General features: G+C 42.8%; 22 protein-coding genes and 1 pseudogene. 6 read left to right on the top strand and 17 right to left on the bottom strand.

The window, feature by feature from the left end:
- Positions 1–17: 17 nt before the first annotated feature.
- From MHH93_RS17255 to MHH93_RS17240, 4 genes are all read right to left on the bottom strand, one after another.
- Positions 18–185, bottom strand: coding sequence for a pentapeptide repeat-containing protein (locus MHH93_RS17255; protein WP_500055131.1), 168 nt, complete (start codon positions 183–185; stop codon positions 18–20).
- Positions 186–370: 185 nt separating this feature from the next.
- Positions 371–778: a contact-dependent growth inhibition system immunity protein gene (locus tag MHH93_RS17250; protein WP_440390927.1), complete on the bottom strand. Its 408-nt coding sequence runs from the start codon at positions 776–778 to the stop codon at positions 371–373.
- On the bottom strand, positions 779–1,921 hold the full coding sequence (locus tag MHH93_RS17245) for a WXG100 family type VII secretion target (RefSeq protein WP_500054987.1): 1,143 nt from the start codon (positions 1,919–1,921) through the stop codon (positions 779–781).
- Between the two features lie 353 nt (positions 1,922–2,274).
- Entirely contained in the window at positions 2,275–2,997 is a 723-nt protein-coding gene (locus MHH93_RS17240) for a hypothetical protein (RefSeq protein WP_500054986.1), read from the bottom strand.
- Between the two features lie 868 nt (positions 2,998–3,865).
- Here MHH93_RS17240 and MHH93_RS17235 point away from each other — a divergent pair.
- The 3 genes and pseudogenes from MHH93_RS17235 (at position 3,866) to MHH93_RS17225 (ending at position 5,492) form a co-directional block, all read left to right on the top strand.
- The gene (locus MHH93_RS17235; protein ID WP_500054985.1) at positions 3,866–4,219 is read left to right on the top strand and encodes a colicin E5-related ribonuclease; all 354 of its coding nucleotides are present in this window, start codon (positions 3,866–3,868) and stop codon (positions 4,217–4,219) included.
- A gap of 284 nt (positions 4,220–4,503) precedes the next feature.
- Positions 4,504–4,674 (top strand): annotated as a pseudogene (locus MHH93_RS17230) (SMI1/KNR4 family protein); the annotation flags it as partial.
- Between the two features lie 314 nt (positions 4,675–4,988).
- Positions 4,989–5,492, top strand: coding sequence for a hypothetical protein (locus MHH93_RS17225; protein ID WP_500054984.1), 504 nt, complete (start codon positions 4,989–4,991; stop codon positions 5,490–5,492).
- A gap of 98 nt (positions 5,493–5,590) precedes the next feature.
- Here the strand turns inward: MHH93_RS17225 and MHH93_RS17220 are convergent, their stop codons facing one another.
- Positions 5,591–6,406 (bottom strand): DNA-binding protein, encoded by an 816-nt coding sequence (locus tag MHH93_RS17220; protein ID WP_500054983.1) that lies wholly within the window; start codon positions 6,404–6,406, stop codon positions 5,591–5,593.
- Between the two features lie 163 nt (positions 6,407–6,569).
- On the opposite strand from MHH93_RS17220, the gene MHH93_RS17215 reads away from it, so the two are divergent.
- Positions 6,570–6,917, top strand: a complete 348-nt coding sequence (locus MHH93_RS17215) for a helix-turn-helix domain-containing protein (protein ID WP_339238826.1) — start codon at positions 6,570–6,572, stop codon at positions 6,915–6,917.
- 75 nt (positions 6,918–6,992) lie between these two features.
- Here the strand turns inward: MHH93_RS17215 and MHH93_RS17210 are convergent, their stop codons facing one another.
- From MHH93_RS17210 to MHH93_RS17190, 5 genes are all read right to left on the bottom strand, one after another.
- Entirely contained in the window at positions 6,993–8,687 is a 1,695-nt protein-coding gene (locus MHH93_RS17210) for a histidine kinase N-terminal 7TM domain-containing diguanylate cyclase (protein ID WP_500054982.1), read from the bottom strand.
- A 403-nt stretch (positions 8,688–9,090) separates the two neighbouring features.
- Entirely contained in the window at positions 9,091–9,972 is an 882-nt protein-coding gene (locus MHH93_RS17205) for an AAC(3) family N-acetyltransferase (RefSeq protein WP_500054981.1), read from the bottom strand.
- A gap of 166 nt (positions 9,973–10,138) precedes the next feature.
- Positions 10,139–11,563 (bottom strand): L-arabinose isomerase, encoded by a 1,425-nt coding sequence (gene araA, locus MHH93_RS17200; RefSeq protein WP_500054980.1) that lies wholly within the window; start codon positions 11,561–11,563, stop codon positions 10,139–10,141.
- Between the two features lie 270 nt (positions 11,564–11,833).
- Positions 11,834–12,529: an L-ribulose-5-phosphate 4-epimerase gene (locus MHH93_RS17195; RefSeq protein ID WP_047840995.1), complete on the bottom strand. Its 696-nt coding sequence runs from the start codon at positions 12,527–12,529 to the stop codon at positions 11,834–11,836.
- 1 nt (position 12,530) lies between these two features.
- A complete protein-coding gene (locus tag MHH93_RS17190) occupies positions 12,531–14,147 on the bottom strand; it encodes a xylulokinase (RefSeq protein WP_500054979.1) in 1,617 nt (538 codons plus the stop codon).
- Positions 14,148–14,586: 439 nt separating this feature from the next.
- Between MHH93_RS17190 and MHH93_RS17185 the strand changes: the two genes are divergently transcribed.
- Positions 14,587–15,678, top strand: a complete 1,092-nt coding sequence (locus MHH93_RS17185; RefSeq protein WP_339243255.1) for a GntR family transcriptional regulator — start codon at positions 14,587–14,589, stop codon at positions 15,676–15,678.
- Between the two features lie 174 nt (positions 15,679–15,852).
- Here the strand turns inward: MHH93_RS17185 and MHH93_RS17180 are convergent, their stop codons facing one another.
- From MHH93_RS17180 to MHH93_RS17150, 7 genes are all read right to left on the bottom strand, one after another.
- The gene (locus tag MHH93_RS17180; protein WP_500054978.1) at positions 15,853–16,617 is read right to left on the bottom strand and encodes a leucine-rich repeat domain-containing protein; all 765 of its coding nucleotides are present in this window, start codon (positions 16,615–16,617) and stop codon (positions 15,853–15,855) included.
- A gap of 412 nt (positions 16,618–17,029) precedes the next feature.
- Positions 17,030–18,037, bottom strand: coding sequence for a glycosyltransferase family 2 protein (locus MHH93_RS17175; RefSeq protein WP_500054977.1), 1,008 nt, complete (start codon positions 18,035–18,037; stop codon positions 17,030–17,032).
- On the bottom strand, positions 18,037–19,131 hold the full coding sequence (locus tag MHH93_RS17170; protein ID WP_500054976.1) for a GtrA family protein: 1,095 nt from the start codon (positions 19,129–19,131) through the stop codon (positions 18,037–18,039). Before MHH93_RS17170 ends, MHH93_RS17175 begins: the two co-directional genes overlap by 1 nt.
- A 431-nt stretch (positions 19,132–19,562) precedes the next feature.
- Positions 19,563–19,841 (bottom strand): hypothetical protein, encoded by a 279-nt coding sequence (locus MHH93_RS17165; protein ID WP_500054975.1) that lies wholly within the window; start codon positions 19,839–19,841, stop codon positions 19,563–19,565.
- A 12-nt stretch (positions 19,842–19,853) separates the two neighbouring features.
- Complete coding sequence (locus MHH93_RS17160) at positions 19,854–20,573, bottom strand: hypothetical protein (RefSeq protein WP_500054974.1); 720 nt, start codon at positions 20,571–20,573, stop codon at positions 19,854–19,856.
- 71 nt (positions 20,574–20,644) lie between these two features.
- Positions 20,645–21,190 carry a 50S ribosomal protein L25 gene (locus MHH93_RS17155; protein ID WP_500054973.1) on the bottom strand — a complete coding sequence of 182 codons (546 nt, stop codon included), beginning with the start codon at positions 21,188–21,190 and terminating at the stop codon, positions 20,645–20,647.
- A 431-nt stretch (positions 21,191–21,621) separates the two neighbouring features.
- Entirely contained in the window at positions 21,622–22,890 is a 1,269-nt protein-coding gene (locus tag MHH93_RS17150; RefSeq protein WP_500054972.1) for an L-lactate MFS transporter, read from the bottom strand.
- A gap of 217 nt (positions 22,891–23,107) precedes the next feature.
- On the opposite strand from MHH93_RS17150, the gene MHH93_RS17145 reads away from it, so the two are divergent.
- Positions 23,108–23,644 (top strand): PadR family transcriptional regulator, encoded by a 537-nt coding sequence (locus tag MHH93_RS17145; protein ID WP_500054971.1) that lies wholly within the window; start codon positions 23,108–23,110, stop codon positions 23,642–23,644.
- Positions 23,645–23,654: the final 10 nt, after the last annotated feature.

Below are 23,654 nucleotides of genomic sequence, written 5' to 3'. Positions count from 1 at the left end.
TTTTGCTGCATCTTGACCTAGAAGGACTGTTGGATTGTCAGGGGTGCCGACATTAATGCTATGGAAATTCGCAAAGTTGCATTAGAAAATTCAGTATAAGATAGGTCCGACTTATAAAAATCACAATTTACTAATTCTGCATCGTTATAAGTTGACGAACTTAAACCTGAGGCATGGAAATCCATGTTGTTCAGACTAAGATTATCAAAATTACAGCTAGTCATATACGATTGTTCCAAACACACACACCAGTTAACTCATAATGTTGAAAATCAACTTCCTGTAATCTTAGCTTCTCACCTTCTTGACCACTAGTCTCAACCCATTTTTTGTGAAGCTCAAATTTAAGGTCTAAATTTATTTCATTATTTTAAAGGCCAACCTTTTTCAAAAAAAGTTCTAATAATTCAGCGTACTCTTCCTGATCTTCTTCATCAGCCCATTCGAATTGAGAAAGATCTCTCTTGATAGTCTGGAGTAATCTTTTTAGTTGTGATAAGTCTCTGAAATTATTCGTTTCAATAGAATAAAGAAGCTTCAACAGATGTCCATCATACATCTCCCCAGCAAGAGGATCTTCTGATAAAATTTCTATAGCCTTTTCTATACCAAGATCTATAAGCACATGTTGGCCCAACATTCTACTAACATCTTCTAAGTCAAGCTCACTCACTTTCTTATTAATAAGTCTATCGTACCAATGATCCAAAGGTGAATCAGAGTTATCAGTCTGAATATTTTGATCTATTGAATATATTTCTTTAATTAATTTACTCATTTATTTTATTCCTCCAAATGGTTCAAATAAATCCTCGATTTTTTTTAAATTAGTATTGGCCTTGTCCAATGCCCCCTCCAATGTACTTTTCAGTGAAGGCGATAGATTAGGGTTCTGTAGAGAACCTTCCAATCCGCGTTTTATTTTACTTAATCCTTTGTATGAGTCCTGCATCTCTTGTAAATGATTCCAATACCCACCTGTTTTTTTGTTCGGCACTGGGTTTCCTTGTAAATCACGTAAAGTACCCGAAAAATCCATCTCAGTAAGATGCTTATCAACTATATTATCTAATGTTGTAAGGTTCCTTTGTTGCGCTCTAGAAAGGTCCCCGACGATAGGCGAGTTTGGTGTTCCCTCTGTTGCTCTCTCCGCTGGCTTATTAACTAATTTCGCTTCCGATTCAGCTTTCTCAATATGCTTCTTAATTTTCGCCACAGCAGGATTAGAAGAAGGCAATCGAAACGGCCCTTTACCACCTGGCATACTCCCACGAACCATCTGAATCCCCATGAATATCTGACTAAACTTCAGAGAGGTCACCATCATCTGAGCATACTTATCCGAAACAGGTTCTCCTGTCGTAGGATGAATGCCCCTCTCAAACGCCTTGATCTGTAATGCAAAAATATCTTCCCCAGGCGGTTCAACGTTAACAGCTTGCATACGATTCAAGTCCAGATGTCCCTGATCCCTCTCATAAGCCTGAAGGGCAGCCTGATCCGTAACACCTTTCTCATTCACAGGCATCATTTTACCAAGCATCGCGTTATACGCCATCCGATAGCCCTTGTCACCCAAACCTGAAGCACCTGTTGACTTGGTCATCATAACTGCGGCACCGACTGCTCCAAAGGCACCACCCAGACTTCCCTTCTGAGCATCTGCATCTTGGAAACGCGTGGCGATATCCTTCAATTCCTTGGATGTGTTCACCATACTCTCAAGCGCTTTATCCAGTATAGGTCGTGACTGCTCGAACTCATAGTAAAATCGCTCCTGCGTCGCGCCCATCCACATCATCTGAACGAACATGATCTGTCTCGTCAGGTCACTTCGTATACTCTCTAACTGTTGTCTGGCTTGATCCACCTGATTCGATACGTGATGTAGTTGTTCAGGGGTAACTTTGATTGTACTCATAACGTTTCTCCGCTCATTTGAAATAGGATTATCCTATGTTAGCAGAAGTGTAATATGTAAACTATCCGGCTAACATCCTGATTTCACCATGGTAAAAACACAAGCTGTGCTCCTCATCGGTGCTATGGTCCTATATGCATATACCTTGCACCTTACTCGCAAAGATACGATATAATTAGTTTCGTGGATGTCGCCACCACTACCTTTAGTCAAAAAAGAAGCCTCGACTATAACTCGAGACTTCTTTTAGGATTAGGATTTCATTTCAAACTGATCGTATAAATAAAAACCACCAAAATATAATAAGATCAAAATACCGACGACAACTAGAACTATCGTGAGTACTTTTTTTCTCATGATTTACTAAATGACGATCCCTTTGAACCATCGGTGAATCCCCATATAGATTGTGTTGCAGTACCATAAGTTAATCCCAAGGCCTTATGCACGAAGTTCCAAGTAAAATATGAAGTCTGATAAGCCCTTTTACTATCAGAGCTAATATATGGTTTATCATCTTTCACAGTTATATTTATAGTTGGGTACCAATTTTTAATAACAATTCCACCACCGTTAAGTATTTCAGTCACTTTCAAATTTGCATTCGAGGTTCCAGCCACTCTGTATTGAACATAAACCTGAGTTTTTATGATATCGATACCCAGAATTGTCGTTGTTGAATCAACAGCAACTTTTCTAACTGCTGCCATTGTAGTAATTCCGGGATCTTCATCTTCAAATGAGAAAGATACATCTCCATTATAGAGAATAGTATTTTCTCCAGTTTCTAGAGCTTGTATGAAAGCCTCAGCAACTTTTGGATCATTTAAATAATCAACAAACTTTTGTTGATCAGGAGGAGATAGCGATGTAAAATCCTCTAGAATTTCATCAGCAGAATTATTACTAGCTGTTACGAACATACGTTTATCAATATTTGATCCTCTAAGATAATCAATATAATCTTGAGGTGTCTTTATTAAAGGCTGCTCCGTATCCTCCTTAGCACTTGCAAACTGAGGGAGTACTGCAACCACCAATAATAACGCGAAAATCACACTTAAAATTTTTTTCAATTAATTCACTCTCCAATATTTTTTATTTTAGGAATCGATCCTCCTTTCAAGTAATTCCACTTAATGGTAACATAATAAGAAAATATATCAAGTTATTTTACATTTATACCAAAATTATCTTTAATAATATTGATAATTTATTATACATATGTACAATTACGTAGTATTTCTTCGACTTCTTTCAGGCCTAATCCATCTAATTCAATACCATATGAGTAAAGTTTATTAATATAAATTTTATTGTAATTATTATATTACTTATTTAACTTACTTTATTTAAATTTGATTTACCTATGTTAGCAGAATTAAAACACGTAACCCATAAGGCAATAATCCTGATTTCATCTTCTTAATAACATTGACTATGCCTTCAACGGTGCTATGGTCCTATATGCACATCCCATTTGAATGTACTTATCAACATATTCAGTAATAACATCCTTGTCTCACTCCCTCCAAAAAAGCACGATACCGCCCAATTTGCTCCTCGGTTTTGTAATGCCTATCCATCCCGTGCTTATTCGCTCTCGCGAGCAGTACTGATAATAACGGTTTGGGAATTTAAGGAGAATGGGTACATATAAATAGAACTACAGGTCCTCAAAAACAGCATCTAACTTAGATTAAAGTGTAGTATAGATCAAGAACTGGTAAAGACCTTATTGAACATCCGGTGGATACCGCGGGTAACTTTTATTTGATAATACCATTGGTACAATTACAGACGTAGGAAGCGGAATCGCCTTTAGTCGGAACTATGTGTGGGATAACGGAGATACCCGAGAACAGGCAGAGAAGCTATTGCAGCCGGGTTCGATAAAATGAAGCAAGAAGGCGGAGCAGAGTACGCTGCAAATATCACAACTCTATGCTCCTCGGAATCTTCGGTAGAAAAGTCGGGATTAAGTCCATTGATGGCAAACAGCATCACTCGCCCCATACCGATACTGGTGGGGGAAATGGAAAAGAAGCAGATACGAATTTAAATAGTTATTCTGGAGCTCCCTTTCACTACAGCCAAGAGCCTACAAAAAGAGGTGGCAAAAGTATTGCAGATCAAATTGCTGAACGTGGTTGGAATGATCAACGATTGGGTGAGGCTATGCATGAGCCGGCAGGCACAGTGGATTGGATTGACCAAAGAAAAGGACAGAATAATGCCCCCGTCACTGTATACTATCATGAAGATGGCGGTTACGCCGTTAGAAGAAACGACACGTGAGAAATCATCCAAGTTAGTCAGGTAGATGATCCTAATTGGAGCACATACTGGTCAGATGATGATATAAATTGGATTAAATAGTTCCAGGTTTAAATTCAATTATTAATAGGGAGTAGATCAAATGGTCGATAATAATAATGCATGGAGCACGGAGTATCCACCTGTTGATATTCATACCGTAAAGACAGTGGAAAAAAGTGATGTTTTCCTCCTTCTTAACCTTCATCGCATTTAATGAGCTTCATATATTGGATGTATATAATTAGCAAAAGAACAACCTCCTTCCTAATCATTTTCCTTTTGCTATAGATGTAGAGGGTAACATGTTTTGTTTTAATTACAGCCACAATTCTCAGCCTAATATTATCTATATTGAAACGATAAAATCTTACAACCCCTTGGGTGGTCATCTGGCCGCCACAGACTTTACAGCATTTATCCAACAATTTAATTAAACAATCTGACTTCATCCAGTAAGGATGGAGTCTATACTAGAATCAGCATCTTGAAAGGATGCTCTCATGATAACCGATAAAAGCTTCTGATTCTGGAAAATATTTATGTAATGACCGGCCCCGCAGGATCTATAAAGGATTTTAAAAGAGGTGTTACATATGTTAGTTAAAAAAATAATAGACGAATGGGACCCCATTAATCTATTCCCCTACGCTCCTGAGGATGAATATGAGGAAGAGGTAAAACAAATTGAAGAATGTACTCGTAACGCCAGCTTGGGGATAAACATAACTTAGCTAAAGAAATATACACGATGTTCAGAGGAAAATTTGGGAGCGATATATTCACTGAGAGTTTAGATTCATGTACAAATATTGCGAATAAAATTCTGGAACTGCCGCACTTCATAGGCTATACATTATCTAAGCTTCGTACCTACGAATGGGTCAGATATAATATGTTTGCAAGAGAGGATCTTTATCATCACACGCCTGGATTTTATTTCAGATTTCTCAATCCAGGGAAGGTGTACAACGAATTAGCTACATGTATAGATGCTTTTCAGGGCGAGTTACAATGGAAGTTGTATCTTGGTCTTAAGACTCGCAACCAAAATTACAGCTTGGAACCATATGAAGTATATCAGGCAAGATTGACGGACGAATATAAGAAAAATTATAATCTAAAAGCAATTTTAGGCGATAAGTATAACGAAATATGCGAAAAAGGGATCAATGATATTTCATCTTTAAGTGATCATATTGAAGATTGGTTTAATTTAGAAAATAAAAAGCCGATCTTTCCTGACCGTGACTAAGTATACGACTGTGACTCGGGTAAAATATAAACTGCGTGTGATCAATTAAGTCATAGGCAGTCTTTTCAAAGCTTAGAGTATTTGTCTATTTAATCAACTTAGATACACTCCTGTCCTATCCCTTCCATAAATGCCCGATACCGTCCAATCTGTTCCTCTGTCGTCTCTTCCCGCAATGATTCCAACAATGCCGTGCACCTTATAACATACCGATCCATTCCAAGCTTATGCGCTAACCTGATTGCCTTCAAAATGAACTCCACGGCCCCCTGTGGTCTTCCCATCCACTGTTCATACAAAGCCCGCTGATAAAAATAATGGTACATATCATCGTTGTTTGAAGAATTCATTTCTCTGCCAACACCCTGTATCTGATCCTCAAACACCTGTAAAACCCGATCAATCTGCCATCTATGCCGCACTGCTGACTCCGTAATCCCTATCAGACCTGCCAACCATTCCTCCGGATGCTCAAGCAAAAAGTTCACAAACTCCTCCAACAGCTCCACCTGCCCAGCTTCAATCTCAAGCGCATACCGATTCACCTGTGCCTTATGCCTGAACTCCTGCACCACCTGCATACCTACCTCATCCAGATCCTCCATCCATCCCAAATCTCCATATTGATCGATACATGCTCGCGCCTGATCTACCTGTCCCATCTTCTGGTGAGCCATACCCCGCATTAGGTGACTGAACCCATAATAGTAGACCAAGGGCCGCTCAATGTGTATATGTGGTACAGGCATTCCCTTTAATTGATACTCCTGCCGCTCTTCATGGATGGACTGCACACATTGATATAACATGTCCGCCCTCTCCATCACCTTGTTCCAATTTTCGAAAGCCACAGCCATGTCCAACATTTCAACAATAATGTCCGGTTTGAGTGATTTTAGGATAGATTTCCGCAAAAACATCCTCCTTAATTATCCATTTTCTTATAATTGTATAGATAAATCAAAAGAAGATCAATATAAATTGTACTTATAAGTACTTTTATTCAAGAGAACAGTTTGTACATATTAGTCTGTAAGGATTCCATAACCTCTTCTAACCTTAAGTGGAGGTGATCAAATGAGTTTACCAGAGGACGTAGGAAATCGAATACGTGAGTTAAGGAAGGCAAAAGGCTGGACTCAGGAACAACTAGCTGAAGCAGCAGGTCTTCATTACAGCTATATTGGTGGAGTTGAACGGGGAGATCGTAACATTTCTTTGGAGACTCTTGAGAAAATAATGAATGGATTGCAGGTCACTGCTGAAGAAATCTTTAAATTCAAAGAAGACTCTGAGTACAAAAGAGCCTTGGATGAACATATAACTTTAATAAGCGGCAAAAGTACAGATACAATCATATCATTAACCAAAATTAGCAAAGAAGTTTTAAATGCTATCGACAAATCACATAAAAATTCCGAATAAATATCTATACATCAAAATCATACGCTAACACCAAAAAGAGTGGAGTACGTCTCCACTCTTCTCTTATCTCTCTTTTCAAATAACTTCCCGCTCAAACTCCGCAAACTCCACTCTGTTCCGCCCATTCTGCTTTGCCTGATACAACGCCTTATCCACCGCAGCAAATAGCTGCGTCAAATACCCCTCCGGATTGTCCGGCACATGCTCCACTTCAAAGTCCTCAAAGGACAGAATACCAATACTAATCGTAATCGACACCTGCATAATCTCGTGATCCACCATAATGCGGTTAGACTCCACAGCTGTTCTCACGCGCTCTGCGATTTGGTTCGCCAAGTCATGCTCCGTGTGCGGAAGGTAGATCATGAACTCTTCCCCGCCATAACGCGTCAGAATATCGGTACTGCGAATCGATTGTTTGACAGCCTCCGCCGTGCGGACGAGCACTTCATCACCGATGACATGTCCATAGCGATCATTGATCGCTTTGAAGTAGTCGATATCGAGCAGCAGAAGTGAGAATGGTGTTTTGTATTGAATATTGGTAATGACCTCGTGATTCAGATGTTGGGTCAGATAACGTCGGTTGTAACAGTTGGTTAAACTGTCCGTCAGCGCAAGTTCCTCCAGTTTGCGATTGGCCTCGGATAACTCCTGACGGATCAAGTCTAGCGCCCGATTTCGCTCCTGTAGCGTCTCGTTCTGACGATTCATCTCTTTCACGTAGAAGCGCTCCTGTGAGACATCCTGGAACGTGAGAATATGACCGATCGGCACAAACGCCGAATCCACAATCGGAGACGATTGCAGAATAAAGTGCCGGATGTTGTTACCCCGCTCCACGATCACTTCAATCTGAGAGAGGGTATTTTCTTTTTTCTTATAGTGATTCACGAATTCGCGACAGCTGCCCACAACATGAACCGACTCCAGAAATAGCTCCATATCAAAAGAATCCCCTACATGTAGATCCATAAAGGATCGCGAGGCTTTGTTCGCTTCAACAATGACTTCATTCTCATCCAGTACCAGGATGCCATATGGAATGGTATTGATAACGTCCTCATGCGCGATGGAGACCAGATCGAACACATTGTATCTTTTGATCACATAGACGAAGAACAGGTCTGACAGAAAGATCCCCAGCGATGTCATGCCAGGAATGATCGGCAACCAGCGGGCTAGAACGACATTCAGAATCGCATCGATTGTTGCAAAAACAGCCAACACCAAGATACCCCATAGGGTGATCCGCACCTGTTTTTTGATCATGGCAGACGTCTGCGATGAATACACCGCCCGGAACAGAACGACGAGGGAAGTCAAGAAATAGCTCACCAGAATAACCATCACAACCCAGAACCAAGGGCCGTAAGCCCGCTCGATGTACCCGCCCTCCAGTGGAATGACGAACTCGTTCCATGGATTGGCGACCACACCTATAGCCCCGATTACCGCAGGGACAAATAGCAGGAAGGTTCCTTTTGCACTCAGACGCTCTGAATAGCCAGTAATAAAGATCGTCAGTAGAAGCCACCCGCTCCCAAGCAGGGAGACCGCAACAAAAGATAACGTAACATAGAACAACTGCAGACCAGAATCATCCGTGAGCGTACTGGCAAATTGACAGAAAGGCCAGAGCATCATCAACCCATGAAACAAAAAGTACACCTTATGTAAATTCGTAATTCTAACCGTAGCAAACACATATACACCTACACCGAACAATAGGACAAATAAAAAGAGATCATACCATACTAATGGGTTCACGAATCTTCTCCTTCTTAGATGCTACAATGACAACGTGGTTGTTCATGATTCTATGGGATACTTCTATTAAACTTCAATAAACATCTATACTATACTGCTACGTCAATCCTATTGGTTAATTTAACCATATCTTATCACACCACCCTAAGGGTGAGTAGCCCATACACTGGAAGTCTGACCAACCTCTGATCGAAATGCTGATCTATTTTGCGTTTTTGTGAAGGAATCTGACTGTTCTACAAAAAAAACCGCCCATATCCAACGGAGCGGCCAGCCAGCAATTGGTTTGATTCAAATGACCCATATCATTCGCGGAGTTTATCTCTCCGGCAGTAGTACTTAACCTTCTGGTCAGGAACATCTACTCTTCCCGTACTTTGGCTATGACTTGCTCATGATCAAGTCAACGTTCGCCTTCAACGACCTGCTTCTCAGCGATCAACAGCTCCAATTGTTGCTTATAAATTGCCTCGTTTCTGAGATATGCTTCGTGACTCATTCCGACCAGATCAGCTTCATATTTAGGGGAATAAAAGGGTTCATTATCCGAGAATAAGTCTGGGTTATCCTTCAGCAACTCCGTGATTACCTCTGACGTCTTAGCCGCATCGCACACTCTAACAACGGCATCCCCAAGTTGTCCTTTACGCATCGCACCTTCGCGAACCAATACCTCGTCTACTTTCCAGAAATGCTCCGACCATGGCAACCCACTATGTCTGCGAGACGGTACTGAAATCTGGCTTCCATCCGGTAAAACCGAATAAAGCATCTCATGCTCGTCCGTCATTCTGCCAGGGATGTCCACCCACTCTTCGACCCCATGGATAAATGTATTCCGCTTCAAGTCAACGCCTACTAACAAGATCGTCGCTTTCCGATCCAAAAGTTTTCCCCATGCTGAACCTCTCGCACACGGTGTATCGAAGAGATGATCATCCTTCGTAAATGCCTCTGCGTCCCTTCCCAATGCCGCTACTGAGTGCGTAGGATGCCACGAACGAACCACGCCCGGACGTTTACGGAAAAGCTCAGGCAGAATGCCTACGCAGCATACAGAATTTTCCACGTGGAACATTGGGTTATCCGCATTAATGGTAGACCACGTATGAGTGGGAAGCACCAACAATCCGTCTTTCATATAGTCGCTACAGGCATCTAGTACCGTATCTGCTCCACCTTCAACCTCGCCCAAACTCTTCATTGAAGAGTGCATAAGCATCGTACTTTGGCGATCCAAACCAAGCTGCTCCAGTTGTTGCATCAAGCTTTCTTTTGTGTACATATCCTTTCCTTACCTCCTTCATTTCTTATCTCTTTTCGATGGAAAAGTAAACCCATGCTCAGTTTCACATCATGCTTCTCAGCATAACAAACAAAGGGCCGAGGGTTAACCCCCGGCCACAGAGAAAAAAATTGGTTGAGTTCAGGCAGTAGCTACCAATCCACTTTTACTTAATAATAACGTACTCCAGATTCACCAGCTTCGCATATGTCACGATCTGATCTGTCGTCAGGTTCAAGGATACCACCGTATGGTGACCACCACCATTTTCAATCCATGCTCTAACGCCATCCTGGAAGTTTGGCTTCACGCTCCACAATACACGTGCTACCGGCAGGTTAGGTGCTGGAACGGTAGGCTCGAATGCAGATACTTCATTGATCAACAGTTTGTAGTGGGTACCGAAGTCTGCCATGGATATCACTACACCTTCGCCTGCTTTGCCATCGAATACAAGACGTGCCGGATCTTCACGATCGCCAATGCCCAGTGGGGACACGATGATTCTCGGCTTCGTGCTAGCGAGTGTCGGATCTACTTCAAGCATGTGAGATTGAAGGATTGCTTCCTGTCCAGCAGCCATCTCGTAGGTGTAATCTTCCATGAATCCTGTGTTCTCGTTATGGGCCATGATTTTCAGCAAACGATCCAGTGCAGCTGTTTTCCAGTCACCCTCACCGGCGAATCCGTACCCTTGAGCCATCAGGCGTTGCACAGCCAGACCCGGAAGTTGCTTCATGCCATGCAGATCTTCGAAGTTCGTCGTGAAGGCACTGTAACCACCTTCGTCCAGGAAACGTTTGATCGCAATCTCATAACTCGCTTGTACACGTACACTGGCTTCCCAAGCTTCCTTGCTGTTCGTGCCATAATCGAATTCATAGAGGTCTTTATACTGAGCAATCAGATCATCGATTTCCTGCTCTGTTACGGCGTTCACGTATTGCACGAGGTCGCCAATGCCGAAGTAATCAACCGTCCATCCGAATTGGATCTGTGCCTCTACTTTATCACCTTCGGTCACACCAACGTTGCGCATGTTATCACCGAAGCGAGCGACTTTGAGGTTGAAGCCTTCGTTAAAGGCAACCGCTACGTCCATCCAGTCTGCAACCTGTTGTTGAACTTCCGGGCGCTCCCAGTAGCCAACCACGATTTTATTTTGTTTTTTCAAACGAGCATTAATGAAGCCATATTCGCGGTCACCATGTGCCGCTTGGTTCAAGTTCATGAAATCCATATCGATGGTTGCCCACGGAATGCTTTCGTTGAATTGAGTCGCCAAGTGCAGCAAAGGTTTTTGCAGCAACTTCGTACCACGAATCCACATTTTTGCCGGGGAGAAGGTATGCATCCATGTGATGACACCTGCTACTTCGTCGCGATAATTGACTTCTTTCATGATGCTCGTGATTTTATCTGCGGTTACCGCCAGATCCTGCAATACAAGCGGGTACGGCAGCACACCGCTGGCATTAAGCGCATCCGTAATTTTCTGTGCGTTGGCTTTTACTTCGCCCAATGCTTCTTCTCCGTACAAGTGCTGTGAACCGACGACAAACCAGAATTCTTTTGCTGCTGTTGCTGACATATAATCATCCTCATTTCATTATTTTATAGTTGAACATTGGGGTTTACACTAGAACACTGCGATTGCAGTACCATCTACCGATCGCTGGTTATCCCCGGATTTCTTTGATCAATTTTAATAAGGATGATATCCGGTTATAAAGGCGAGCGCTTCGCTTCTTCAGATTGGTTCTGCACTCTCCGTTATTGTGTAAAAAGTATAGTTGAACAAGTCATTCGCACAACTAAACCTCTTGGAAGCCAGAGCATGCTTCCAGTCACTTATAACCGACTACTTCTGCCCGTAATACGCGTCTTTTCCGTGTTTACGCAGATAGTGTTTATCCAGGATGCCTTGCGGCAGTTCCTTCGCGAAGTTATTCAATTGCCGCGCATACAGGTTCATTTTGCATACTTCCTCCAGTACGACACTGTTCACCACCGCTGACTTGGCATCTTTCCCCCACGTAAATGGTGCGTGACCATGGAGCAACACTGCCGGAACAGCCATAACATCAATTCCACGCTGTTCGAACGTTTCAATAATGACACGTCCTGTCTCCGCTTCGTATCCGCGATCCACCTCGTCCTGGTTCAGGAAACGTGCACAAGGCACTGCTCCATAGAACGTGTCCGCATGTGTCGTTCCCATCACGGGTACGTCCAGTCCAGCTTGCGCCCAGATCGTCGCCCATGTGGAGTGTGTGTGCACAATGCCACCAATCTCCGAGTAATGCTTATATAGTACGGCATGTGTTGCGGTGTCCGAGGAAGGTCTCATCTCACCCTCCACCACGTTACCGTCCAGATCAACCACAACCATATCGCTTGCTTTCATCACATCGTAGCTAACGCCACTTGGTTTAATGACGAACAGACCGCTTTCCCGATCGATTGCGCTGACGTTACCCCAAGTGAATTTTACAAGTCCATGCTTTGGCAGTTCCAGATTCGCCTGGAATACCTCTTCCTTCAGTTGTTCTAACATGTTATTCCCTCCCGTTCTCTACCAGATAATCTACAGCTGATTGCTCAATCGTGAGACCACTCCGGTAGCGTTCGATAAATGCTTCAAACCCCTTCACATCCGATGCATCCGGCGCCACTTCGACTCCTTCAACATCGTTAAAGACTTTCTGCTCCAGGAACACATCCAGGCTCTCCTCTTGATCCTTGTTGATCATGTACGAAGCCAGAAGCGCCATGCCCCATGCGCCGCCTTCACCAGCGGTAGACATTACCGAGACCGGTACGTTCATCGCAGCAGCTACAATCCGTTGTCCGACAACAGGGGTCTTGAACAGACCACCGTGAGCCAAAATACTGTCAATGGCTACATTCTCTTCCTCCGTCAAAATGTCCATACCCAGCTTGAGTGCACCAAAGGCACTGAACAGATGTGTGCGCATGAAGTTCGCCAGATTGAAGTTACTTTCCGGGGAGCGGACGAACAATGGACGGCCTTTCTCAAGTCCTGTAATGTTCTCACCTGAGTAGTAACCGTAGCTGAGTAAGCCGCCACCATCTGGGTCTGCCTCCAAAGCCTTGTTAAACAACACGCTAAACAACTTGCCGTTGTCCACTTCATATCCCATCGCTTGAGAGAATTCACGGAACAGTCCAACCCATGCGTTGATATCACTGGAACAGTTGTTGGCATGCACCATCCCTACTGGACTACCATCCGGTGTGGTGACCATATCGATCTCGGGATACACTTTGGACAATTCCTTCTCCAGTACGATCATCGCAAATACGGATGTGCCGACGGAGATGTTCCCCGTACGTTTCTTCACGCTATTCGTTGCCACCATACCCGTTCCGGCATCACCTTCTGGCGGGCAGAGCGGAATGCCTGCTTGCAGATCTTGCGAAGGGTCGAGCAATTTGGCTCCCGCTTCTGTCAATGCACCTGCGTTCTCACCAGCGAGATATACCTTCGGAAGAAGGTCCTCGACCTTCCACGGATAACCTTTGCCTGCGATCCGTTCATCGAACTGTTGGATCATGGATGGGTGGTAATTATGTGTAGCCTCGTCAATTGGGAAAATGCCTGATGCATCGCCTATGCCAATCGCCTTATTGCCCGTCAGCAACCAATGGATGTACCCAGCCAAAGTAGTCAGATGATCGATCTGAGGTACGTGTACCTCTTCGTTTAAGATGGCTTGGTACAAGTGAGCAATGCTCCAGCGTTCTGGAATATTGAATTGCAGAAGTTCCGTCAGCTCCCTTGCAGCTGCTCCCGTCGTCGCGTTACGCCAAGTGCGGAAAGGCACCAGCAGTTCGCCCGCGCTATCCAATGCCACATATCCGTGCATCATGGCCGAGAATCCGATCGAACCGACTGTTCGCAGCGTAATTCCATATTTCTGTTCCACATCTTGCTTCATCTCACGATAAGCCGTTTGCAGACCTGTGATGATATCCTCCTGGTTGTAAGTCCAATATCCATCTTTCAGAAGGTTCTCCCATTCATAACTGCCTGACGCGATGGTCTCAAAACGCTCGTCAATCAACACCGCCTTAATCCGCGTTGATCCAAATTCAATTCCGAGTGAAGTAGCACCCTTGGTAATGGCTTCTTTCAAGTCCAATTGACTCATAATCACATGTATCCCCTCTCCGGTCGCGATTTCACACCCCAAAGGATGCATATATAAGGTGAAGCTTCTACTTATGCAGTAACTAATCATGAATTTTGTATAAGAGGTTGTTCAAAAATCTGTGTTTTCAAAGAATGCGCTTTCCTTTTCTGACAGCCTTAGTATATTTTTTGTACGTACATTTGTCAATCATATATAATAGTTATACTTACAAAGGACACATATTGTACTCTAACTGACCATTCAAAGGTCTTATGCGGCTATAAAATGGCTATGCTGTAAGGTACACCTCTCTGCAAAAAGGCTGGATATGTACGGTTTATTTCGAAAAACATGCTGTTTTATATGCATTCCAACTGAATCATGCTAAAATATGTACGTACAACTATTTGAACAATAAGGTTGATATAGATGAGTAACGATGAAAGAAGTGGACTACGTGAAGCCAAAATACCAGGTCATCATTGATGATATAAAGAGTCATATCCTCTCGGGGGCATATAGCATAGGCGAACAGATTCCAACCGAGTTGGCATTACAGGAAAGCTACAATGTAAGTCGTCAGACGGTGCGGAAAGCCATTTTGGAGTTATCGAACGAAGGATTTTTACGAAGCGAAAAGGGTTCCGGAACCTACGTTAGCAATCAGTATCGATCACGATCAGGCGGTAATACATCGAAGAAAACCATTGGCGTGATTACAACATACATCTCGGATTACATCTTTCCTTCCATTATCCGCGGTATTGAGAGTCGTCTGAATGAGGACAACTACTCGCTACTACTCGCCAGCACCAATAATGATGTGGCACAGGAGAAAAAAGCACTCGAAATGATGCTCTCCTACGGCGTGGATGGCCTGATCGTCGAACCGACCAAAAGTAATCTGTATAATCCCAATATTGCATACTACCTGTCATTCAAAGAGCAGGATGTACCGTTTACGATGATTAATGCTTTTTATGAAGAGCTGGAGGTTCCTTTCTTCTGTCTGGATGACGTGCAATCCAGTTATCTCGCCACACGTGAATTGATCGCCAAAGGTCATACCCAGATCGGCATTATTGCGAAAATGGATGATTTGCAGGGTAAGTACAGGATGAAGGGATATATCAAAGCACTTGGTGAAGCGAAGTTACGGTTCCATCCTGATCAAGTGCTTTCCTTTGATACCGCATCGAAACCGGAGTTATCCTCTAATGTAGCAACGTATCTGGATGAAAACAGGGATTCGCTCACCGCAATCGTCTGTTACAACGACGAGGTTGGACTAGAGGTCGTGCACGCTTGCAGGCAACTGGGTATCTCCATCCCGGATGAGTTATCCATCATTGGACAGGACAATTCATACATCGCCAAGAACGCCAACATAAGGCTCACCACGCTAACACATCCGCAAGAGCAGATGGGCCGCGATGCTGCCGACTGGGTGATCAAGAATCTGCAAGGCAAAAAGGATCTGCCCACGAACACCTACTATCAGCCGGTGCTGGTTGAGGGAGAGACGGTGAAGGAGATCGAAGTGGAATAATATTGGTACAGGAACGGAAAAGCGGGAAAGTTGTTACCACGCGTTTCTGTCCAACACACTTAAAGAAGGCCGTCAGAATCATCTGCGGCCTTCTTTGTTCTTGTTCCATATAATGAGGGATTAACCTTTTCCCATATAAATAATTCAATCTGCTTTAGCCGAAACAGACACCACTTACTGCGCCTGATTCGCATCTTCGCTTACCAAACTTACAACGACGCCTTTCTTCTCCAGATTCTCTACTACCTGCTCAGCACGATCATTCAATGGATTGTTAGCCAAATATACCTCTGTTAGATGTGGGATGGTTTCGAGCACTGCAATATCCTCAATGAGGTTATCTTCTACATATAGATACTCCAAGGTCGGATGATTTTTTAAAGGTGTCAGATCCTTAATTTTATTATCATTCATAATGATCCATTCCAGCTTTAACTTTTGAAGAGGACTTAGATCGGACACCTGATTACCGCTGGCGAGTAGACTTCTCATTTTAGGCATATTTTTTAATGGAGCCAGGCTTTTGATTTTGTTATCGTCCATAACCAGATTTTGCAGATTGGTCAGACCTGATAGGGGCGAGATATCTGTAATCTGATTGCCCTCAACCGCTAAGAACGTTAATTTCTTTAACTTGTTGAGTGGCTTAATATTTTTTATATTTTGACCAGGCAAGAATAAATCCGTCATATTAACGGCGTGTTCAAGACCTTGCAAGTTGGAAATCTTGCTTTTCGTTTCCATAGCATATATGGATTTTAGTTTTTTCAAATCGCCAACCTTTATTTCCTTCTTAGCCGATAGCTTCAGATCTCCTCGAATCACTTTGGCCAAGACCTGGTCCTTAATAAGCGACGACGCAGCCAGCGCACTCGTTGTTGGTAATAGTACAAAAACCATACATAAAACGATCAACCTTTTGATGAATTGATTATGCATATAGAATCTCCCTACATTATTTAATACTAGAAATATACCATGATCTGGAATGAAATACATGAATAACATCTCTAGCTCTAAATAATAGACCCCCCTCTCTCTCATCCTCTAACTGTTCTGTTAAGAACGGATCAATGGACTACTTTCCCAACGAATGTAACCCGAATATAATATGGACGTTTATAATTTTTTTATTGACACTGCCTTTAATAAAAAGATATATTGATTGATGTTGATAATCATTATCAAATGTATAAAACGTTTTATATACATATTTTTATACATATCAATGAATGTAACGAACCAATCGGGATGTTAAGCACTACCCAATACATTTTAGGATTAAGGAAGGGGAAACACATGAATACAAAGAGAAAGTTTCCATTAACAGCAATACTGATCTCACTGGTCTTTATCCTGGCACTAGTTGGTTGTGGCAATAAGACTGAAGAACCAGCAGCATGCTCTTGACTGTGGTTGTCGTCTGTCCGGCAGCTTGAACCTCTTGAGTCGCATAGGTAATATAACCTTCCTGCTGCAAGCGGATGCTGGTCTCAAAGTCCTCGGTGATCGTATTGAGCGGAAAACCTCCGATGTCTTCCATGCCTTGCCGTGAAATAATCGTATTGCTTCCCGTATAAGCTACTGCGTTGGAAGCATTACGCAGGATGTTCACTTCCCTGGAGAAGAAATCCTGTTCATTCGGAATACCTTGCTCTGCGTATAGATTAAACTGGAATAGATCCGGATTGTAGAAGCTCTGCGGCGTCTGCACCAGCCCAAGCTTGAACGTAGGGTCCATCTCATCCTCGCGGCGAAGACGCCATTCCTCATTCTCCTTAATAAAGGTGGAGAGCATAAAATAGGGGACTGTTTTCATCAAAAAGGTGTGCTGCGGGATCATATCGGCATCAAACGTTGCAATGAGTGGAGAAGAGCTTTTGCTCAGTGCATTGTTCAGATTACCAGACTTGGCATCCTTATTTCCGGGGAACCCCAGATATCCCACACCAAACTGTCTGGCAAGTTCCTCCACCTCAGGTCTTGCTCCATCGTCACAGAGATAAATATGAACCTTCTGCTTGTCGGGGTAATCCATGAACGTACAGGCATTAACGGTTTTATATAACAGATCAACGGGTTCATTATGGGTAGCGATAAATACATCCACATCCGGATAATACTCCGGCGGAACGATTGGAAAGTCGAGCTGTGCACGTTCTTTTTGCATCTTCTGAAAGAATAATTCAAAGGTTGTCAGTACGGTGACCGTTTCAGCCACAATCAGCAGCATACCGAAGATGACGTTCAGCACGCCTTCACCCCATGGCAATGTAAAGAACGTACGCCATACCAAATATATCGACACCAGGATCATCGTGATGATAAAAAAGATATTCTGCCTTTTTTCGCTTTGCACTACAGCTGCTTCCTCCTTGCTGCAAATACCCATCTTCGCTGCAATTGGAAACTGAGCAGGAACAGCAAGGCATCACAGACGAATTTCGCCATTTTCTCATCTACGAAGAGAACGGTATGGAATAGATATACACCGGTACTGGACAGCAAGATCACCACTCCGCATAACGTCAGATAACGCCATAGACTTCCCTGGCTATCTTCCTTGCGGAATACAAAATGCCTGTTCAATACATAGTTGACGACAATGGAAATAATTCTAGCAATTACGGTTGCGAGCAGAATTCTTAGATAGTGCTGTTCACCCAACACAGGCCGTAACGCATCGATTAGAAACCAGGCAATGCCCAAATCGACAACGGAACTAGCTACAGAGGAAGAGATAAAGCGGAAGAAATTCGAGAACAATACACCCATGACCCGTGCACTATCCTGAACTGCTTTAAAATGTGTTCCTGCATTGCCATTCTCATAAATGACTTGGATCGGCATGGTATGAATGGGTATACCGGATTGAATGCACGAGATGAGCATCTGAAGCTCATATTCAAATCGAATACCGCGTACATCCTGCATAAACGCAAGTAGTCCTGGACCAAATGCGCGAAGTCCTGTCTGGGTATCGGATAGTTTCTTGCCATAGAGCATGACAAAAATAAAGGAAGTCATCCGATTGCCGAACAAAGACTTTGGCGGTATGTCCCCCTCACTAAAGTTCCTTACACCAAGCACCAACGAGTCTGGATGAAGCCTGGCTTCTTGGGCTATACGGTAGACATCTTCCGCTGCATGCTGCCCGTCCGAATCGGCAGTAACCACAAAAGAATCTGCTCCATATTGTTGTGCAATATAACGGAAGCCTGTCTTGAGTGCAGCACCTTTTCCCTGATTCTCCGCATGTCTGAGCAGCGCGTATCCGTTCTCTCCAAGCTCCTCGAAGATGGGCTGATATGCCTCACTCGATCCGTCGTTCACGATAACAATTTTGCTCAAGCCATACTCTCGCAATTGCCGTACATAGGCTGAAAGTCTCTCATCCGGTTCAAGTGATGGAATGAGGATGATCGTTTCGCCGTTTTGTTTACCCATAATCATCGTGATAAGCCTCAATTCGACATATTTCAACAAATTATTTAGAATATTGTGAGTATAACATCGAAAGGGTGGTCAGTAAACGAGCAAATTTGTAACCTACTGGTAAAAAAGTTATATCACTATATGTACTCATTTATAAGTGAAAAACACTAGTAAGAAGGCAGGTCAAACACAAAAAAACCACCTTTTCTGTACAAAGGTGATTCGAGAATTATAGATCTGTGATTACTTATCGAGCCAACTGAGTCGAAACGGAACATAGTAGACTGTCAGCGTTCCCAACTGTGTATGCTTCCTATTCTGCCTCCTCCGACAACCATACTTGCATAGCCGGAGATTCCGCCCGATTCAGGCGTAAGGCGATCTCTATGGCCAGTGTCTCTATTTCTTGTATTGAATCCATGATTAGGGTTCTCCCTTCCATTCTTCAATCATCGACCACTTCGATATGAATTGGCTATTTGGACTAGATACCACACACCCGCACCCACTAGGGCAGCGAACACCAGATTGATGCAGCCGAACACGATGAGTGACTTCGCTTTGCCTGGACCGACCCGGAATGCGGTAGCGAGCTGGAAAATAGCCGGTAGCAGAGATGCCAACCATGAGATGGTTATCAGCTTTTCGGTTTTGAAGCTCCACCATATTGCTGAACATGAGATAGCGAGCAGTATCCAGGTAGAGATGATCTTTAAGGCAAACATCATTTCGGCCCCCTCCTATTTGCCATGAATCACAAGTCCATATTTATTAAAAATCCAGGATTGGCTCAATTCTTGCATTGCATCATGGCTTATACGCACAGAGGGCTTCTGTTCCTTCATCGCATCTGTGTCCTGTGCCGAGAAGCGAAGCGGCTTTGTTATTTTTTTGATAGAGTCTCTTATTTCATCGAAAAACGCATAGGTCAGCGGCATATGATCACGGATATCCTCATATATATAATACTTTCCTTTTTCATCTTCCAAATTAACTTGAAAGCCTTTCGGAAATGAAAGCATGATGCACGGCAGTTCATCCTCTGCCCATTGTCCGTAATATGGGAAAGAAACACCTTCATTTCTCACAAAAAATCCTGAACTTTCTTGATTGAACGCAACAGAAATGGAGTATATAAAGAAGGGATGAATATCGTTTCTCTTTTCTCCTGTAACATAATACTGATAGAATGTCTGATACGCCTCATACACCTGACTATAATCATGCTCTGTCCGGGCAGCATTGGTATGATGGAATTGCACCTGTCTCTGCTCGAAAAGCTGTAAAAGACCTTTCAACTCTTCAGGAGTTATGAAGAACTTCAGTTTATAGAATCCGCTGTTCTTTAATTTGTCCATTTCTTTTCGCCCACCGCCCTCTAAATGTATCTTATTTCCATTATAGTGGTCGCCTGTCCTGAGTCTACCTACTTTACACCTGATTTTTGCGAATGAAAGCACAAATTAGCCGTACAGGATTATTACCTGTACGGCTATTGTTGATTTATTTAGCTAGATCATATTCGGAAATGTTAAGGTTTAACTACAGAGAGAAGAGACTCATTTCCCTCAGAGATCACTGTTACATCGGTATCAAATGCTGCGTCACTTACATGTAGCGTTTCTCCAAGTTCCATCGTACTAATGTCAAATTCAATCGACGTTGGCAAGTGCCGCGGTAATGCCTCCACTTCAATAGAAGCTAATTGAACTTGCACGACTCCGCCCTGTTTTGTGCCGATCGGTGTGCCGTTGAACTTGACAGGGATTTTCGTGCGCATGATCTCATTCGTTTGCACCTGTTGAAAGTCCACATGAAGCAAATCTCGAGTAACCGGATCACGTTGGAGGTCTTCCAACAATACGGTCAATGCGTCTTTGTCTTCAAACTGCAATTCAATAAAACCAGACGCTCCTTGCTTCAACCATTTTTGAAATTCTATTGTTGGAATATGAATCATCTGATTCTCCGTATTTCTGCCAAAGACAACGCCTGGCAAACGCCCGGATTTACGTAGATCCCTAAGTCTAGAAGAATTTAATGGAATGCGGTTCTCCGCTTGAAAAGTAGTAGTCATGCTATGTTCGCTCCTCTTTATTAAATGATATTTTCACATTTTTCATACTCATCCAACCATCCCCTGTTGGGGCTAAAGAGAGAAACATAGCATCACCACCTCCATAACCGATCCAATTGAATTTAAAATACATTTAATGTAAGCTCCCATAATATACATGAAGGCACTCTACTCGAAAGAGTAGAATGCCTTTGGGATGCCTCAACCCTATCATAGAAACACCCTTTTGTCGATCAACCTGGAGTAAATGATAGAGCATCGTCTACCTCATCCAGACTCCATATGGAAAAAGGAAAAGGGGCTCTCCAGATGATACAGCCAAACATCCGATTTCGAAATGTCACATTGCCAATAGTAATAGGTTTACACAGGTTCGGGTATTTTCTTTGCATGGTCTCATACTCCTTCTTTATAGCTGATATATCGTAAATTTAGATGATGACCTTCTGATTCTTATGAGCTGCTCTCACCTGATACTTGACGACCCACTTATATACAAAGGTGAGAATAAATCCGGACATCCCCAGAATGGCTGCAATGACAAAGGCTCTTTGATAACTCCCATCTGCACTGAATACATTTCTCATAATCGAAGGCCCGAAATATCCTGCTATTGCAAACCCGATAAACATGATTCCATAGTTCACACTATTATTTTTGGTTCCAAACTGATCGGCTGTAAATCCGGGGAATACTCCCATCAGGGAGCCAAAGCTCAATCCAATGGCAGATATGCCGATATAAAATGTCACAACATTGCTACCACCTGATAAATACAAAAAGATGAGTCCTGCTACCGATAAAAGCGATGCGACGGCCAGCGTATTAATTCGACCAATTTTATCGGAAATATATCCCGCAAGGATGCGTCCCCCCGTGTTAAACAGAGCCAAGACAGAAACAACGGTTGTCGCAGCAGCGGCAGAAAGACCTACCATTTTCTGAGCTATAGGTGATGCTTGCGACGTACACATTAGACCAGCAAAAGCTCCGCTTATTAATATCAGAATCATGACGTAAAATAGCGGGCTTGCTAGCATCCCCTTCCAGTTCTTATCTGCTTTTAAAGATGAATTAACGTTGACAGTTTTAGGCGTCCAGCCTGACGGAACAAAATCGGATGGGCATTTCTCAATAAAGAAAGATGCTGCACATACAATGATAAGAAATGAAGTACCCGTAATAAAGAATGCGGAGGTTACCCCAGAATTACTGATAAAAGCATTGGCAATCGGAGGAATAATAACAGAACTTAATCCATACGCAGCCGTTGTTACACCGCCGACTAGTCCGCGTTTGTCCGGGAAAAACTTGATTGAGTTACTAATTGTGCACCCATAAACCATCCCTGTTCCCAAGCCGAGTACGATCCCATAAGCAAACACCAGAAATCCTACAGACGTTGCAAATCCCGACAGAATCATGCCGCCCCCAAACAACAAGCCTCCAATCAAAATGACTTTCTTCGGCCCAAACCTGTCATTAATCCATCCACCTGAAATCATCGTAATTGGCCCTACCGAGTTGCAGATTGTAAAGGCAATAGCTAAATCCCCCGGAGTTAAAAGACGTCCTGTAATGCCGCTCAAATACTCTGCCATTGGTGCAGCAAATACACTCCATGCGTAAATAGAGCCGATACACAGATTGATAAAACAGCTTGCAATCAGAATAATCCATCTCTTTTTTGTCAGTTCCACTGAGATCTTTTCTCCCTCATGTTTATATTGTGAATTAATTCACTATCTTTCGAGTTAAATAGTAACACAGGCAAAAAATCATATCAATAAAAACATGTACACATTTATATGTATTGATTAACGTGTTAGTTTAAATCTGTATCTATATTAAGGTTCACTCGCTAGTTATGTTATAATTATAAGATTCATACGTATTTATCTAGAGAAGGTGAGCCTTATGAGAACTTTAAAATATGCAATATTAGGTTTGTTGTCTAAGGAACCCATGACTGGTTACGATATAGGCAAAGAGTTTAGTAAGGATTTGGGTGAATTTTGGACTGCAAAGCACAGTCAGATATATCCTGAGTTGAAAAAATTGTTGAGCGAGGAACTGATTGTATACGAGATACAAATTAGTGGAGAAATTCTGGAGAAAAAGTTGTATTCCATTACGGAAAAAGGCAAGCTTGACTTTGTTCAATGGTTGAAAAAAGAAGAGCCTATTGAACCCACGCCCAAAGACGTATTTCGGCTTCGAATGTATTTCTCTCATCATCTTGATGCTGCAACCCGATTACAGCTTGTGGATCATCAACTGATTCAACATCAGGAACGACTAACACATCTTCAACATAACAAAGAAAGGTATAGTCAAATTCCTTCTGCGGATAGTGAGCATTTTGGAGATTATCTGGTGTTGGATTATGCAATTCTACGCGAGATGTTAATCATTCAATGGCTGGAAAAAATTATAACTTATTCTCACGAATAAACTTAAAAAC

It is taken from the genome of Priestia sp. FSL H7-0729, from assembly GCF_038005685.1.
Lineage (GTDB): Bacteria > Bacillota > Bacilli > Paenibacillales > Paenibacillaceae > Paenibacillus.
Note: the sequence above shows the minus strand (reverse complement) of the source record. Positions and strands in the feature narration are given on the sequence as shown.